Source organism: Aeromonas sp. FDAARGOS 1414 (assembly GCF_019047065.1).
Lineage (GTDB): Bacteria > Pseudomonadota > Gammaproteobacteria > Enterobacterales > Aeromonadaceae > Aeromonas > Aeromonas veronii_A.
In genome coordinates, this window is record NZ_CP077210.1 from 3219931 (window position 1) to 3237308 (window position 17378).

At 58.7% G+C, this 17378-nt stretch carries 9 protein-coding genes; 3 read left to right on the forward strand and 6 right to left on the reverse strand.

Annotated elements, in window-relative coordinates:
- Positions 1 to 13: 13 nt before the first annotated feature.
- Positions 14 to 1408, reverse strand: coding sequence for a D-arabinono-1,4-lactone oxidase (locus tag I6L44_RS14470; RefSeq protein ID WP_216952193.1), 1395 nt, complete (start codon positions 1406 to 1408; stop codon positions 14 to 16).
- 162 nt (positions 1409 to 1570) lie between these two features.
- A complete protein-coding gene (locus I6L44_RS14475; protein WP_088868335.1) occupies positions 1571 to 3157 on the reverse strand; it encodes an EAL domain-containing protein in 1587 nt (528 codons plus the stop codon).
- A gap of 559 nt (positions 3158 to 3716) precedes the next feature.
- Between I6L44_RS14475 and I6L44_RS14480 the strand changes: the two genes are divergently transcribed.
- Positions 3717 to 6152, forward strand: a complete 2436-nt coding sequence (locus I6L44_RS14480; protein WP_254204224.1) for a GH92 family glycosyl hydrolase — start codon at positions 3717 to 3719, stop codon at positions 6150 to 6152.
- A gap of 107 nt (positions 6153 to 6259) precedes the next feature.
- Here I6L44_RS14480 and acnB read toward each other — a convergent pair whose 3' ends face one another.
- Both acnB and I6L44_RS14490 read right to left on the reverse strand, forming a co-directional pair.
- Complete coding sequence (gene acnB / locus I6L44_RS14485) at positions 6260 to 8857, reverse strand: bifunctional aconitate hydratase 2/2-methylisocitrate dehydratase (protein WP_005355080.1); 2598 nt, start codon at positions 8855 to 8857, stop codon at positions 6260 to 6262.
- Positions 8858 to 9086: 229 nt separating this feature from the next.
- Positions 9087 to 11342 (reverse strand): patatin-like phospholipase family protein, encoded by a 2256-nt coding sequence (locus I6L44_RS14490; protein WP_216954458.1) that lies wholly within the window; start codon positions 11340 to 11342, stop codon positions 9087 to 9089.
- A 234-nt stretch (positions 11343 to 11576) separates the two neighbouring features.
- Between I6L44_RS14490 and I6L44_RS14495 the strand changes: the two genes are divergently transcribed.
- Positions 11577 to 13487, forward strand: a complete 1911-nt coding sequence (locus I6L44_RS14495; RefSeq protein ID WP_216952194.1) for a methyl-accepting chemotaxis protein — start codon at positions 11577 to 11579, stop codon at positions 13485 to 13487.
- A gap of 143 nt (positions 13488 to 13630) precedes the next feature.
- Positions 13631 to 13813 carry a hypothetical protein gene (locus tag I6L44_RS14500; RefSeq protein ID WP_216952195.1) on the forward strand — a complete coding sequence of 61 codons (183 nt, stop codon included), beginning with the start codon at positions 13631 to 13633 and terminating at the stop codon, positions 13811 to 13813.
- Between the two features lie 68 nt (positions 13814 to 13881).
- Here the strand turns inward: I6L44_RS14500 and lpdA are convergent, their stop codons facing one another.
- Positions 13882 to 15309 carry a dihydrolipoyl dehydrogenase gene (lpdA, locus tag I6L44_RS14505; RefSeq protein WP_005341659.1) on the reverse strand — a complete coding sequence of 476 codons (1428 nt, stop codon included), beginning with the start codon at positions 15307 to 15309 and terminating at the stop codon, positions 13882 to 13884.
- Positions 15310 to 15457: 148 nt separating this feature from the next.
- Positions 15458 to 17347, reverse strand: a complete 1890-nt coding sequence (aceF, locus tag I6L44_RS14510) for a pyruvate dehydrogenase complex dihydrolipoyllysine-residue acetyltransferase (protein ID WP_216952196.1) — start codon at positions 17345 to 17347, stop codon at positions 15458 to 15460.
- Between the last annotated feature and the right edge of the window lie 31 nt (positions 17348 to 17378).

Genomic DNA, 17378 nt, shown 5'->3' on the forward strand with positions numbered 1-17378 from the left:
TCATGTCAGATCCTTACCGGTTGGCAAACAGGTCACTGAGCCAGCGGTTTTCAAAACGACCGTGGGGGTCGAGCTCGGCTTTCAACGCCACAAAGTCGTTCCAGCGTGGCAGCAGGGCCGGGAAGTCGTAGAGATCCATCGCCAGATGCTTGCCGAAATGGGGGATACCGCCAAGGGGCACCAGCAGCTGCTGTAGCTCGCGCATCTGCTCCATTGAGCCGTTGACGAAGGTGCCGTCTGCAGCCAGATAGACCAGAAAACCGATCCAGCAGACCGGCTGGCCATAAGCGGCACTGAGCCAGGCCTCGGAAGGGCCGGTGCAGCGCAGGATAAAGGGGTAGTGCAACACGCCCGGATTGGCCTGCTGCCACGCTTGCAGAGTCTCCAGCGCCTCGTTCATGCGATGGAGCGGCACCGCCACTTCGCAATTGATCTGGGGCGCCGGGATCCCCTTGCAGAGGATCTGATAGACGTTGCCCACCAGATCGGAGGCATCCTTGAAGCGGCGCACCGTCTCGAAGTGCTCACCGGCCAGCGCCTCATCCTTGGTATCTTTCGCCATCTTCTGCAGGGTGGCATCTATGGTGGCGTTCATGCGGGCGTCGATATCGCCATCCAGCAGCAGCGGCTCGCTGCCACCGGCGCGGTAGCGAGCAACCTCCTCATCGGAGGCGGGATCCACCAGCCAGATGTGGCTCTCGCCGGTCCATGCAAACCACCAGCTCTTCACGAAGCCGTGCTCGCGGTTGAGCCGCTCGTTGTGCTCCAGCAGGAAGGGGTAATCGGTGGTGAACTTGGTGCAACGCATGATGCGGTTGGGCACGGTACGCAGGGTGACGTCTAGCAGGATGCCGAGCATCCCCATCCCCATCACGAAGGCGCCGAAGCGCGGGTCGGTGCGATCCACCCGGATGATGTCGCCATTGGCCAGCATCACCGTCATCGCCTCCACCGCATCGCACAGGGCTGACTGGTGCAGCCCCTGACCGTGGGTGCCGGTGCTGAGGGCGCCACCCAGGGTCTGGATGCCGATAACGCCGGGGGATGCGGGCAGCATCCGCTCCATAGCGATCAGCTCGGCATAGACGGTATCGAGCGGCGTCCCCGCCTGATAGGTCACGGTATCGGCGGTTTTCGCCAACTGGCCGCGCAGGTGGTGCAAGTCCACCAGCAGTGCCTGACTGCCCTCGGCGTAGACGCTATGAATGGGCTCAAAAGAGAGGCCGGAGCCGATAAGGCGCAACTTACGCTCGGGGTGCTCCCGCAGCAGCGCTTGCAGCTCATCGCGGGTTTTCGGGCGCCACACCTGATCCAGCGCCCCGAGGGGATTGGTTCTCGACCAGTTGAACAGCACCTCCCGATTACCAATCGCCTTGATGCTGTGAAATGCCTGGAACTGAACCGTCATACCGCGCCTCATCTTTTACTGACGTCAAAATGAGCGCCGATTCTACCGAAAAGCGAGCCACAAGGCATGGAAAACAAGCCCCTGCACTCGAGGGGGGATAGGGAGAGAGCACTCCCCTACCCTGCCAGAGGGGAACGTGGCCGCCCGTCTGTCACCGATAAATCAGGTCGCGTTCGGGATGCCTCGCACCCCATCTGGCTGGCGGGTTTGTGCCTCTTCCGGCAGCAGCTCCTCGCAGAACTGGCGCAGCGGCATGGGGCGGGCAAACAGGTACCCCTGCAGATAATCGACCCCTTTGGCCCTGAGGTAGTCAGCCTGACGCTCGCTCTCCACCCCTTCCGCCACCAGCGCCAGACCCAGCCGGGTCGCCAGATCGATCACGTTGTCCACGATATGTTCCGAGAGCGACTCGGTACCGATGCGGGCGATAAAGGATTTGTCGATCTTGAGGTAATCTACATGAAACTGCTGCAGGTAAGCCAGGCTGGAGTGGCCGGTACCAAAGTCGTCGATGGCGAGTTTGACCCCCATCTCGTCCAGCTGGCGGAACAGGGAGAGGGTCTGGGGATCTGACATCAACAGCTCCCGCTCGGTCAGTTCCAGCACCAGTACCACCTTGCCGGGAACAAAGTGACCGAGGAAAGCGCGACACTCGGCCAGCAGGGCAAAATCGTGGCAATGGGCGGCGCTGATGTTGAAGCTGATATGAAACCCGTCGGGCAACTGCTCCTGAGAGCGGTTCAACCGTGTCGCCACCTGCTTCATGATATGGGTGGTCATGGGGACGATCAGTCCCGACTCCTCCGCTTGCGGAATAAAGAGATCGGGCCGGATCACCCCTTCATTAACATGTTCCCAGCGCATCAGCACCTCGGCGCCCATCATCTTGCCGTCGTGGCTGGCAATCAGCGGCTGCAGATAGGGAACAAACTCCCTGGCCCGCAGGGCACGTCGCAACTCATCTGTTGGCGAGCCGGGCCGCCCCAGCACCCACCACACCAGCCAGGCCAGCAAAAGCGAGGAAACCGCCAGCCACGACAGCGCCACATGCCGCGCGGCCCACAGCGACTTCCAGTAGACCGGCATGGCATAACCGGCATGGATGGTGAAAGGATAATGGGATGAGGTGAGGGCCTGGCTGATCCCGCGATGGAGGGTGGGCGCCTCGCTCAGATAGCGGCCAGACTCATTGAGCCAGGCCGACCCCACCTGCAGATAGAGCGCACTGGATTTTCCGCTCATGGAGAGCATGAAGCTGAGCTGGGTACTGTCGATGGCGCTCAAGGCGGCATCCTTCCCCTGTTCGGTGCGCACCACCAGCAGCGGGTGATTTTGCCGCACCCGGTTGCCACTCATCAGCAGCAGCTTGCGGCCAGTGTAGATGGAGCCGTCATCGGCATCATTGGCCTCACCAAACAGCGAAGTGCAATTGATGATGCCGTTTCGCACCAGATTGACCGAACGCAGGAAAGGCTCGATGGCGACCTTCTTGCGCAGCACCAGCAGGTTGTCGCGACAGGGAGCATTCACCAAGGGCAGCACGGAGCGATTGGCCTGCTCCGCATGATCTAGCATCGACTCCATCAGGGTTCTGGCCTTGTGGGCCGAGGCGCTGGATTCCGCTTTCAGCTCCTGCACATAATTGCTGTGGATGAGCCAAGCTCCCACCAGCAGCGGCAGGGTAAAGACCAGCAAGGCACCGCCGAAGCGTAACCCGGTTCGGGAGAGATCGATCCTGAACAGAAACATAAAGAACCACGCCGCAATTCGTCGGGCCAGCCCGCACAAGCCAAAGAAAAAAGAAGTTAACTCACACCGATAGCAAAGCACTATTTTCGCGACCGGTCATAACCAGACAACATAACGTAAAGCGTGTATAAAACGAACTATAAGGTTTACTCAGGAATGAACGCTGCAGCAAAAGGCCCCGAACGGTTCAAACTCATCTGACGCATCTTCTGCTCTTGCAATCCATTTCCCAACCGTCCCGCAGCAAAGGTTAACTACTTGCCGGAAAGGTTCACTCTGCCAGTTGGAAATAACCTAGAAAAACCTTCCTGAATAGCATTGGTGATCTAATTCACACTACTGAATAACCGTCATAATAATCCAGTAAATGCAACATAATTAATCTACTCGTTCAATCAACACACTCTTAATATCAACTCACCAAAACAAAGAACATCAAATGATGATATTTGCCAACCATTAAACTCACCTGTAGATATTGGAATCCTATCCATAACCACATCAACCGTTGCCAAATATTGGCGAAGAAAGATATTGCACAATCATAAATGATATAACCTTGCCAAGGAGTCAGGTCATGAAAAGTAAACTAACGCCACTGGTCATAGCTCTCACCATAGCACTATCTGGCTGTGATAGTGATTCGACCACCATTTCTGACAACGTTCGTCCGACACCTGATAAATCGCTCATCCGGTATATAAACCCATTGATCGGCACCGGTGCAGATGGCCATACCTTTCCAGGAGCCGTCTACCCGGGTGGGCTGGTGCAGCTCTCCCCTGATACAGAGATGGAGGGGTGGGGCTCTGCGGCAGGTTATTTTGACCATGGCAAGCGATCAGATATTCCAGTTTATGGCTTCTCTCACACCCATTTGTCAGGCACTGGCATTACTGATCTTGGTGATATTCTAGTTTTGCCGTTTACCGATAAAAACGACACTACTTACAACACATTTGACAAATCCAATGAACAAGCAGAGGCGGGCTACTACTCCGTCATTCTTAACAACGGAAAAATCAAGGCAGAGTTAACAACGTCAGCCCGGGTTGGATATCACAAATATACCTTCACCAAAGGCAGCACCCCTGCAATTAAAATCGACCTTGATCATACCCTGAATAAGAGCTGGGGTAATCGTACCACTATTGGTGATATCGAGTTTGTCGATGAATACACCATTCGCGGCAAGCGCAGTTCGGATGGCTGGGCCAATAACCAGCACATCTATTTCTACGCAAAATTCAGCCAGCCAGTGGTCAAAGCCAGCATCGTTGTCGATGGCGTAACAACCGAAACGACCTTGACACAGGATGCATTCAGGGGAACTAAAACCATCGCATATCTGACTTTCAGCCCCAGTGAACAACCACTCGAGCTGAAGGTCGGGATCTCCCCCACCGGGGTTGAAGGGGCACAGAAAAATCTGGAAACCGAGGTGCCGGGTTGGGGTTTCGAGGAGCAGGTAGCCAGCAACCAGCAGGCTTGGCATGGCGAGCTGGAAAAAGTGAAAGTGAGGGGGGGCACTCAGACTCAAAAAGAGATCTTCTACACCGCCATGTATCACTCTCAAATTGCACCGATGATCTTCCAGGATGTGGATGGCAAGTACCGCGCCATGCGCACTCAGGAGATCAAGGATGCCGGTGCCATCCCCAACTACTCCGTCTACTCCATGTGGGACACCTTCCGGGCCCAGCATCCGCTGCAGACCATCATCAATCCCCGCAAAGCAGAGGAGTATGTCAACGACCTGATCCGCAAGTACAAAGATGGCGGCATTCTGCCCAAGTGGGAGCTGCACGGTCACTACACAGGCACCATGATAGGCTTTCCTGCTATCTCCATCATCGCGGATGCCATGGCCAAGGGCCTGAATGTGGATCCCCAGGAGGCGTTGGAGGCTGCCGAATTTACCGCTCGCTATCACAAAAAGGAGGAGTTCCCCGACTGGACCGAAGACCAAAACATCGGCGCAGCCAGCATTGCCCAGCTCGAGGTTTATGAGCAGAACGGCTATGTACACTGGGGATATTGGAACTCCGCCTCCTACACTCTGGAGTTTGCCTATGGTGACTGGGCTCTCTCGGAAATCGCTCGTATGGCGGGCAACAACAAGGTTCAGCAGGAGTTTCTAAAACGCTCGGACAACTACCTGTACCACTGGGATGCCAAGACTGGTTTCTTCCGCCCCAAAAACCACCCTGACAGCTGGAACCCGCACCGCCCGGCAAGTCAATTCAATCAGCCAGTCGATGAAAAATCACCTGACTGCAAGCTGGAAATGGTCAACAAGCCGGATGGTACCAGCGTAGAGATGCGCGTCTGTCCGCTATTGCCGTTTGATCCCTACTATGTGGACGAGTTCGCCTACACCGAGGGCAACAGCTGGCAATGGAAATTCCAGCCACTGCATGCCTTCCAGTGGCTCAAACAGGAAGTGGGTGGAGAAAAGGGTCTGCGCGAGGATCTCGATGAACTATTCAATGCCCGCTCATCAAACACCGGGGAGGTCTTGCCTGATCTGACTGGCTATATCGGCCAGTACATGCATGGCAATGAACCATCCCACCATATCCCCTACCTCTACAACATGACCGATGAACCGTGGAAAACTCAGGAGTATCTCGATCGGATCATGAACGAGTTCTATACCACCAAGCCAACGGGCCTGATCGGCAACGAAGACGTGGGGCAGATGTCAGCCTGGTACATCATGTCGGCCATGGGGTTCTATCAGGTGACCCCTGCCTCCCTGCACTACAGCATCGGCCGCCCACTGTTCGATGAGGTGACGATCGCGGTGAAGGACGGGACCTTCAGGATCACCGCCGACAACAACAGCCCTCACAACAAGTACGTGAAGTCTGTCACCATCAACGACAAGCCGCTATCGGGGGATCTGACCTTCGAGCACAGCGAGATCAGGGCCGGAGGGGAACTTCACTTCGTTATGACTGGTGACAAGAGAGAGGCGATGACCCGACTCTAACCGTCCGTATGAATGCAAGATCCCCATAAATGAAAAATGCCGCGTAGCTACGCGGCATTTTTATTGGCCTACACAGAGCCCCTGAAAGGGCTCTCTCTGCCATTCACTCAGACAGCTTGTTGCAGGATCACCGCATCGGCCTTCTTGGTGTAGGAGGCGATCTCGTTGAAGTTGAGGTAGCGGTAAGTATCTGCCGCAGTGGCATCGAGCGCCTTGGCGTACTGCAGGTACTCCGCCACGGTCGGGATCTTGCCGAGGATGGCGGCAACGGCGGCCAGCTCTGCTGAGGCCAGATAGACGTTGGCACCTTTACCCAGACGGTTCGGGAAGTTACGGGTGGAGGTAGAAACCACGGAGGCCCCTTCCGCTACCCGCGCCTGGTTGCCCATGCAGAGGGAGCAGCCCGGGATCTCGATGCGGGCACCGACGCGACCAAAGATGCCGTAGTAGCCCTCTTCGGTCAGCTGATCCTTGTCCATCTTGGTGGGCGGTGCGATCCACATACGGGTCGGCAGCTCGCCCTGATACTTCTCGAGCAGTTTGCCGGCGGCACGGAAGTGACCGATGTTGGTCATACAGGAACCGATGAACACCTCGTCGATCTTGTCGCCAGCCACGTCGCTCAGCAGACGGGCATCGTCCGGATCGTTCGGCGCACACAGGATCGGCTCCTTGATGGTGGCCAGATCGATCTCGATGATTTCGGCGTACTCGGCATCCTTGTCCGCTTCCATCAGGGTCGGGTTGGCCAGCCACTCTTCCATCCCCTTGATGCGACGGGTGATGGTGCGCACGTCACCGTAGCCTTCGGAGAGCATCCATTTCAGCATCACGATGTTGGACTTCAGATACTCGATAATCGGCTCTTTATCCAGCTTGATGGTGCAACCGGCAGCGGAGCGCTCGGCGCTGGCGTCCGCCAGTTCGAATGCCTGTTCCACTTTCAGGGTCGGCAGACCTTCGATCTCGAGGATGCGACCGGAGAAGATGTTCTTCTTGCCCGCTTTCTCGACGGTCAGCAGCCCTTTCTGGATGGCGGCGTAGGGGATGGCATGGACCAGATCACGCAGGGTGATGCCCGGCTGCAGCTCGCCCTTGAAGCGCACCAGCACGGATTCCGGCATGTCCAGCGGCATCACGCCGGTAGCGGCGGCGAAAGCCACCAGACCGGAGCCCGCCGGGAAGGAGATGCCGATGGGGAAACGGGTGTGGGAGTCACCACCGGTACCCACGGTATCCGGCAGCAGCATGCGGTTCAGCCAGGAGTGGATGACGCCGTCACCCGGACGCAAGCTCACACCGCCGCGGTTCATGATGAAGTCCGGGAGGGTGTGGTGGGTCTGTACGTCGATGGGCTTCGGATAGGCCGCGGTGTGGCAGAAGGACTGCATGGTCAGATCGGCGGAGAAGCCGAGGCAGGCCAGATCTTTGAGCTCGTCGCGGGTCATCGGGCCCGTGGTGTCCTGGGAGCCGACCGTAGTCATCTTGGGCTCGCAGTAAGTGCCCGGGCGAATGCCCTTCACGCCGCACGCCTTGCCCACCATCTTCTGGGCCAGGGTGAAGCCTTTACCGGTATCGGCCACCGGCTGCGGGCGACGGAATACGGTAGAGAACGGCAGCCCCAGCGCTTCGCGGGCCTTGTCGGTCAGGCCGCGGCCGATGATCAGCGGGATACGGCCACCGGCGCGCACTTCGTCGATCAGCACGTCGGTTTTCAGTTCAAACTGCGCCAGCACCTGTTCGGTGCCGTGTTTGCAGATCTTGCCGGCATAGGGGTAGATGTCGATCACATCGCCCATTTCCAGCTTGGAGACGTCCACTTCGATAGGGAGTGCGCCGGCATCTTCCATGGTGTTGAAGAAGATCGGGGCAATCTTGCCACCCAGACAGACACCGCCAGCGCGCTTGTTCGGCACGAACGGAATGTCGTCACCCATAAACCAGAGCACCGAGTTGGTGGCGGATTTACGGGAAGAACCGGTACCGACCACGTCACCCACATAGGCCAGCGGGAAGCCTTTCTCTTTCAGGGCATCGATGGTCTTGATGGGGCCGACGGCGCCATCCTTGTCCGGGGTAATGCCGGGACGGGCGTTTTTCAGCATCGCCAGCGCGTGCAGCGGAATGTCCGGGCGGGACCAGGCGTCCGGTGCCGGAGAGAGGTCGTCGGTGTTGGTTTCGCCAGTCACCTTGAACACGGTGACGGTGATCTTCTCGGCCAGCTCCGGGCGGGAGAGGAACCACTCGGCATCAGCCCAGGACTGCATCACCTGTTTGGCGTGGACATTGCCCGCCTTGGCCTTCTCTTCCACGTCGTGGAAGGAGTCAAACATCAGCAGGGTGTGGGAGAGCCCCTTGGCGGCAAGCGGCGCCAGGGTGGCGTGATCCAGCAGGTCGATCAGCGGTTGAATGTTGTAACCACCCTGCATGGTGCCCAGCAGTTCAACGGCTTCGGCGGCAGTCAGGATGGGAGAGTGGGCTTCGCCCTTGGCGACGGCGGTGAGGAAACCGGCTTTGACATAGGCCGCTTCATCAACACCGGGGGGAATACGGGAGGACAACAGCTCTTTCAGAAAGTCTTCTTCGCCAGCGGGCGGGTTCTTGAGCAGCTCAACCAGGGCGGCGACCTGCTCTGCATCCAGAGGTTTGGCAACCACGCCCTCGGCGGCACGTTCTGCGACGTGTTTACGATATGTTTCAAGCACGACTAATTCCTCTTTGGTCTTTTTTTGGGGTTCGCCCAGGCTCGCGGCGATCGTCCTTGCGGGACACCCCGTAGGGTGCTCCCCACTATATAAGTTTTAACGACTAATTAAAATCCAAACCCTGTTTGCTTATTCACCACAAAATCGTAACCAATTAAACAGACTGGTGTTTTTTGAAAATTAATTGAACGCCCTCAACCAGAGTTAACAAATTGGCATCATTTCGGCATTATTCGAACGTACTGCCCAATTGCAGATAGAAGACGTCATTGCCCCCCTCCGCCATGCCGTAGCCGAGGAACACAGGGCCGAGGAAGCTCTCCACCCCGACATAAACCGACCCGGCGGTAAACGAGCTCTCCAGACTGATATCCTCCCCCTTGTTCCAGACCCCGCCCTGCTCCAGAGATCCCCCCAGATAGAGCGGCATCTTGAGGGCACCGAAGTCATTGTCTGCCACCCGATAGATGTAACGCAGGCCACCAAACAGGCTGTAGCGACCGCTCAGCTGGTAGCGCTGGAAACCTGAGAGGCGGAACAGCCCGCCCAGATCCTGAATATGCAGTGGCACCACCTCTTCACTGCCCGAGCCACCCCCTTCGAGGATCAGGTTGAGGCTGTGCCTGTCCCATGACCAGGGCTTGATCATGGAGAGTTGATAATTCCAGCCTTCACTGCGGCCATCTGCCGACTCGAGTCCATCCACACTGACGTGTGAGTGGCCCAGTTTCATGTCCCATTTCATCCCCTGATAGGGGAAATAGCGGCTATCCAGATTGTCGTGTTCAAAGCGGACATAGGGGCCCCACGCCGTGGCATCCCCTTGCAGCTCTTTGAAGTTTTTGATCTCGATACTGCCCGTCTGCCCTTCCAGCCCCATAGACAGGCGGCTCCAGGGCTGACGATTCCAGCCGACCGCCAGATCGGCGCTGAAGAAGGAGTACTCGGTATCGAGATAGGTAAATATCGGTTCGTCCGGATCCGGATTAAAGAGGCTTCTCTGGGTCTGGTCATAGGCCAGGCTCGCCTCGCCATAGAAGGTCTGGGAGGGCTCCAGCGGTGTATAGAAGTCGGTCTTGATATGTTTGGCCGTGCCCAGTGATGCCTCGGTCAACCACTCGGCCCCCCACTCGTTGACGTTGGTGAGGGTGTAGGACATGCCGACGTTGTAGTTGGAGGTATTCTCGAAGTCATCGGTGAAACCGAACTGGAAGTTGAGGTAACCAGGCCCCCAGTTCTTCTCGCTGGCATCCACTACCAGCACGTTCTCCCCATCGCGCTCCTCCACTTCATAGGTGATGCGGTCAAACGACTCCAGCGCATAGAGGCGGCGAATGCCAGCCTCCAGACTCTCGTTGGTCTGGATCTTGTCCGGCCGAACCTTCAGCATGGCGTGCACCGTCTCGTCGGAGAGGCGCGACTTGTTGATGATCTCCACCTTGTCGATGAAGTAGGCGGGTTGACCACTTCGCTCGGCACGGCGGCTCAGCTTCTGGTTGCGATAGGCGTTGTACTGCGCCTTGGTGAGCGACAGCTTATCGAGTTGCAGCGACGCCTTGTACGCCGCCGCCTCACCCATTTTGATCCCCTCCGGCATGCGGGCAAAGTCGGCGATCCCCATATCGCCAAACTCGGGAGCGATCAGTATGTCTTTCGGCCCCATCAGCGCCTTCTGCTTGTCGGTACCCACCTGGGTCATGTAGGTGGTGAGCTGGTCGATCATCGCCAACCCTGACTTGAGTGATTCACGGGTACGCAGCTTGGCGCTGATATCCACCGCGATCACCACGTCGGCCCCCATTGCCTTGGCGACATCCACCGGCATGTTGTTGACGCTACCGCCGTCCGCCAGGATGTGCCCCTCCCACTCCACCGGTTTGAGGGCACCGGGAATGGACATGGAGGCCTGCATCGCCTTGGCCAGGCTGCCGTGATCCAGCACAAAGGGGGTGACCGTCTCCATGTCGGTCGCCATGGCGCGATAGGGAATGGGGAGATCATCGAAGCTCTCCTGCACCGGCAGGTTGGAGGTGGCCCCCCGCAGCAGGCTGGCCATGGATTGGCCCTGGAAAAAACCGTCCGGCAACTGGGTGGTGTCGCCATTCACCCCTATGTCGGTGCGCAATTGGTACTGCTCGTTCTGCTGCTTTTTGCGCAACGACAGCTCGTCGCGGCCCACCTTGTCCTGATAGCCCTTGTTCCAGTCGATGGCCAGGGTAGTGCGCTCCACCTCCTCGGCACTGAGCCCCATGGCATACATCCCCGCCACATAAGAGCCCATGCTGGTGCCGACTATGATGTCGACCGGAATCCGTTTCTGCTCCAGCACCTTGAGGATGCCGATATGGGCCGATCCCTTGGCGCCGCCGCCGCTGAGCACCACCGCAATTTTCGGGCGATCCCCCTGTGCCGCCACAGCCAGCAGCGGCATCGCCGCCAGCATCACCAAAAGCAGACGGGTCCATCCCGCACCTAAGCTGCGCATCATATTTTCCATATTATTCAGAGGGTCAGTCACCAAGGATGGCCTCTACTATAAGGGGCCCGGCAGTTAGCGCAACCGTCAATCCGCATCCCGCCTGTGCTGCATGGCGAAGGGGCACGCCGCCGCCCCTGTGAGCGCAAACGTAATCCGCAAATAAAGGGCTGCAAGCCTCATGGGTAGCGCCGCGCTGCCGCTAATATGAGCGTCGTCAATCTCAACCTTTTGAGCACCTTTATGCTGGCAACCCTCACTCTTAAACAGAAAATACTGGCCACGGTCACCCTGGCTGTGGTCGTCTCCTGCCTGCTGGTAGGCTACTTCAGCCAACGCTCGGCCCAGCAACTGATCGAAAACCGGATGTTCGAGCAGGAGCTCCCCAACCTGACCCAGCGGATCAGCAAGGAGATTGAACAGGATCTCCACGGCATCGCCCAGGCCGCCCGCCAACTGGCCACCGACCGCTTCATCCTCGACTGGGTGGATCGGGGCATGCCCAAAGAGCAGGAGCCGATCCTCATCAACCAGCTCAAGGATGTGGCCAACCAGTATGGTCTGGTGACCGCCTCCTTCGCCGATCGCCAGAGTGCAGCCTACTACAACCAGGATGGCTTTCTGCGCAACCTGACACCCACACAAGACGCATGGTTCTATGACTACACCAAGAGCCAGAAGGAGATGACCCTCAGCATCTTCCGCGAGAGCAACGGCGAGGTGAAGCTGTTCGTCAACTTCCAGCAGCTCAACGGGCGCGGGCTGGCCGGCTTTGCCAAATCCCTCGACACCATGGTGACCATGGTCTCCAACTTCCGGCTGGAAGAGAGCGGCATCGTCTTTATGGTCGATGGCAGCGGCAAGGTGAAGCTGCACCCCGAGGCCAACCGTATCGAACGCGATACCTTGGGCGGCATCGCCAGCGGTGATACCGGCACCCTGCTGGCCAAACGCCCCTTTGCCGTTATCAACGCCGAGGTAAATGGCGAGCCCATGGTACTGGCCAGCAGCTATATCCCGCTGCTCGACTGGTATCTGGTGGCCCAGGTGCCGCAAGCCGAGATCTATGCCGAGCTGGAGCAGACCCGCAACGAGATCCTGATGATCTCGCTGGTGATTGCGCTGGCCATGGGGCTGATGGGGATGCTGTTGGCAGGCTCGGTCAGCCGCCCGCTCAACGAGCTGGCCCGCCTGTTCAAGGAGCTGGGCAGCGGCGATGGGGATCTTACCCAGCGCCTCAAGGTGGAAGGACGTGACGAGCTGAGTCAGGTCGCCACCGGCTTCAACAACTTCGTCGCCAAGATCCACGGCTCCATCGAGCAGGTAGCGGAGAACTCCCGCCAGCTCGCGGCCACCGCCAACGAGGTGGCCAACAAGGCGCAGCTGACCCAGCACAACTGTACTGCCCAGCGTGACCGCACCGTGCAGGTGGCCACCGCTATCCACGAAATGGGGGCCACGGTGAGCGAGATCGCCGGTAACGCTTCGCTGGCAGCCGAAGTAGCCAGACAGGCCAACGATCAGGCCGATGCGGGTGCGGTAGTGGTGGCGCAGGCGCGCCACGGCATCGTCGACCTCTCCGGCGAGATTGAGCAGGTGGCAGGGGTTATCGAGTCGCTGGCGAGCCAGACCGACTCCATCGGCAGTATCCTCGAAACCATCCGCAGCATCTCGGAGCAGACCAACCTGCTGGCACTGAACGCCGCCATCGAGGCCGCTCGCGCCGGTGAACAGGGTCGCGGTTTCGCCGTGGTAGCAGATGAAGTGCGTAACCTCGCCAACCGCTCCGCCGCCTCGACCGCCGAGATCCAGGGGATGATCAACCGCTTGCAGGAGCAGAGTGCCCGCGCGGTCAGCGCCATGGCGCAGGGGCGCAACCAGAGTCTGGAGGTAGTGAGCCAGGCCGATGAGGCCAACGCAGCCCTCGGACAGATCACCGCGCACATCACCCAGATCAACGACATGAATATCCAGGTCGCCACCGCCACCGAGGAGCAGTCCAGCGTGGTCGGCGAGATCAACCGCAACGTGGAAGATATCAACCAGCTCACCATGGAGACCGCCGATATCGCCCACCAGCTGACCGAATCGAGCCGCAGCCTGCAGCAGCTCTCCGGTCAGCTGGACAAGCTGGTTGGCAACTTCCGGCTGTAGTCTGCATCCCACTTATGAAGACTCACCAGAGGGCGCTGCGGCACCCTCTGTCATAGCCACGGCAAACGGTGACGCACGGCCATTCAACCGCCGTTATGCGGCTCTCGAAATGCCTCATAATCAGGGAAATATGAGGAGGAGTTATGGGCAAACTGATAGTGATGGTGTTGCTGGGAGGAGTGCTCAGCGCCTGCAGCAACGGGCCGGTGCGGGTACACGGCGCCGACGTGAGCGTAGACGATACCCGGATCCGGGTCAGTGACGGCAGTGGTGGCGGTTATGGCACCTTCTGCCCGCCCGGTCAGGCCAAGAAGGGGCGCTGCTAACCTCTTAGCCAAACCCGAAAACAAAAAGCCGCTCAAATGAGCGGCTTTTTCATGAAGATGGCAGAAGATTACTTTTTCTTCTTGGCCTTGGCGTTCGGCAGGTCGGTGATGGAGCCTTCGAACACTTCGGCAGCCAGACCCACGGACTCGTGCAGAGTCGGGTGAGCGTGGATGGTCAGCGCGATATCTTCGGCGTCAGCCCCCATCTCGATGGCCAGACCGATTTCACCCAGCAGTTCACCACCGTTGGTACCCACGATGGCACCACCGATGACGCGGCCGCTCTCCTTGTCGAAGATCAGCTTGGTCATACCGTCGGAGCAGTCGGACGCAATGGCGCGACCGGAAGCAGCCCACGGGAAGGTGGCGACTTCGAAGTTCAGGCCCTGTTGCTTGGCTTCCTTCTCGGTCAGACCAACCCATGCCATCTCTGGCTCGGTGTAGGCGATGGACGGGATCACTTTCGGGTCGAAGTAGTGCTTCTTGCCGGCGATAACTTCAGCGGCAACGTGACCTTCGTGCACACCTTTGTGTGCCAGCATCGGCTGGCCCACGATGTCACCGATGGCGTGGATGTGCGCCACGTTGGTACGCAGCTGCTTGTCCACCTCGATGAAACCGCGTTCGGTCACGGCAACGCCAGCTTTCTCGGCATCCAGCATCTTGCCGTTCGGCACACGGCCTACGGCAACCAGCACGTTGTCGTAACGAACCGGCTCGGCCGGGGCGTGTTTGCCTTCATAGGAGACGTACAGGCCGTCTTCGCGCGCTTCAACTGCGGTGACCTTGGTCTCCAGCATGATGTTGAATTTCTTGGCCACACGCTTGGTATAGATCTTGACGATGTCTTTGTCGGCAGCCGGAACCAGCTGGTCGGCAAATTCCACCACGTCGATCTCGGAACCCAGAGAGGAGTAAACGGTACCCATCTCCAGACCGATGATGCCGCCACCGATAACCAGCAGTTTGCCAGGAACGGTTTTCAGCTCCAGCGCATCGGTAGAGTCCCATACGCGCGGGTCATCGTGGGGAATGAACGGCAGCTTCACCGGACGGGAACCGGCCGCGATGATGGCGTTGTCGAAGGTCACGGTGGTTTTGCCGTCTTCCCCGGTCACTTCGAGCGTGTTCGGGCCGGTAAATTTACCCAAGCCGTTAACAACCTGAACTTTACGCATCTTGGCCATGCCAGCCAGACCGCCGGTCAGCTGGTTGATAACCTTCTCTTTCCACAGACGGATCTTGTCGATGTCGGTCTGCGGGGCACCGAAGACAATGCCGTGCTCGGCCAGCGCCTTGGCTTCTTCAATCACTTTGGCAACGTGCAGCAGCGCCTTGGAGGGGATGCAGCCCACGTTCAGGCAGACGCCACCCAGGGTGGAGTAACGCTCGACGATAATAGTATCCAGACCCAGATCGGCTGCACGGAAAGCAGCGGAATAACCGGCAGGGCCAGCACCCAGTACTACGACCTGGGTTTTGATTTCTTTACTCATCATGACCTCTTTGTCGTTCTTATATCCCCGGACAGCGCAGTCTTATACCGAAACGGGTGGCTGCAGCCGTGAAAAAAACGGGGCAAGTTTACGATCATGTTAATGAAATGAGAAGTAAAAAGGGCAGGCTCTGGGCCCGCCCTCTCACTTACAGGACCAGTCGACGAATGTCGGACAGCACGCCGTTCATGGTGGTGATGAAGCGAGCCCCATCGGCACCATCGATCACGCGGTGGTCGTAGCTCAGAGCCAGCGGCAGCATCAGGCGCGGCGCGAACTCTTTGCCGTTCCACTTCGGCTTCATCTCGGACTTGGAAACACCGAGGATGGCCACTTCCGGCGCGTTGACGATCGGGGTAAAGCTGGTACCGCCGATGCCACCCAGGCTGGAGATGGTGAAGCAACCGCCCTGCATGTCGGCAGCGGTCAGCTTGCCGGCACGGGCCTTCTTGGAGATCTCGGCCAGATCGCGAGACAGCTCCATGATGCCCTTCTTGTTAACATCGCGCACCACGGGCACAACCAGACCGTTGGGGGTATCTACCGCCACACCGATGTGGATGTACTTCTTCATGATCAGCTTGCTGCCATCTTCGGACAGGGAGCTGCAGAAGCGCGGGTGGGCTTCCAGCGCCTTGGCGGCGGCTTTCAGGATGAACACCAGCGGGGTGATCTTCACGTCTGCCTTCTGCTTCTCGAGCATCGCATTCTGCTCTTTGCGGAACGCTTCCAGCTCGGTGGTATCGGCTTCGTCGAACTGGGTGACATGAGGGATCATGACCCAGTTGCGGTGCAGGTTCGGACCGGAGATCTTCTGGATGCGGGTCAGCTCGACCTCTTCCACATCACCGAACTTGCTGAAGTCTACTTTCGGCCACGGCAGTACGCCCAGACCGTTGCCACCGGCTACGCCGGCAGAGGCAGGAGCGGACTCGGCACGCTTGATGGCATCCTTCACGTAGGCTTGCACGTCTTCTTTGACGATGCGGCCCTTGCGACCGGAGGCTTTCACCTTGGCCAGGTTGACGCCGAACTCGCGCGCCAGACGGCGTACCGCCGGAGAGGCGTGTACATAAGCGTCGTTGGCAACGAAATCGGTCGCAGCGGCAGCAGCCTGAGCAACCGGAGCCGAAGCAGCAGTAACAGGGGCAGCGGCGACCGGAGCGGCAGCTTGAGCAACCGGCGCGGCAGCAGGAGCTGCGCCAGCCACTTCGAATACCATGATCAGGGAACCGGTGGAGACCTTGTCACCCGCCTTCACCTTGATCTCTTTGACCACACCGGCGAACGGCGCAGGCACTTCCATGGAGGCCTTGTCACCTTCCACGGCGATCAGGGACTGGTCAGCTTCAACCTTGTCACCCACGGCAACCATGATCTCGGTGACTTCCACTTCGTCGCCACCGATATCCGGTACGTTGACCTCTTTGGCAGCAGCGGCAACCGGGGCAGCAGCCACGGGCGCGGCAGCTTGAGCCGGAGCAGCAACGGCAGCAGGCGCAGCGCCAGCCACTTCAAATACCATCACCAGAGAACCGGTAGAGACCTTGGCACCAGCGGCAACCTTGATCTCGACCACGCGACCGGCAAACGGCGCTGGCACTTCCATGGAGGCCTTGTCACCTTCCACGGCAATGATGGACTGGTCAGCTTCAACCATGTCGCCCACGGCAACCATGATTTCAGTCACGTCCACTTCGTCGTCACCGATGTCCGGTACGTGCACATCTTTGCGCACGGCAGCGGCAGGTGCGGCGGCCGGAGCAGCGGCAGCCGGTGCAGCCACTTCAGCAGGGGCGGCAGCGCCTTCGGCTTCGAAGATCATGATCTGGGAACCGGTGGCAACCTTGTCGCCTACCTTGATCAGGATCTCTTTAACGATACCGGCAGACGGGGCCGGTACTTCCATGGAGGCCTTGTCGCCTTCTACCGCGATGATGGACTGGTCCAGCTCGACCTTGTCACCCACGGCCACCATAATCTCGGTGACTTCAACCTCATCGGCGCCGATATCCGGCACCATAATCTGTTTGGACATTGTGCTTTATCCTCTTGCGTCGATCCGCGTG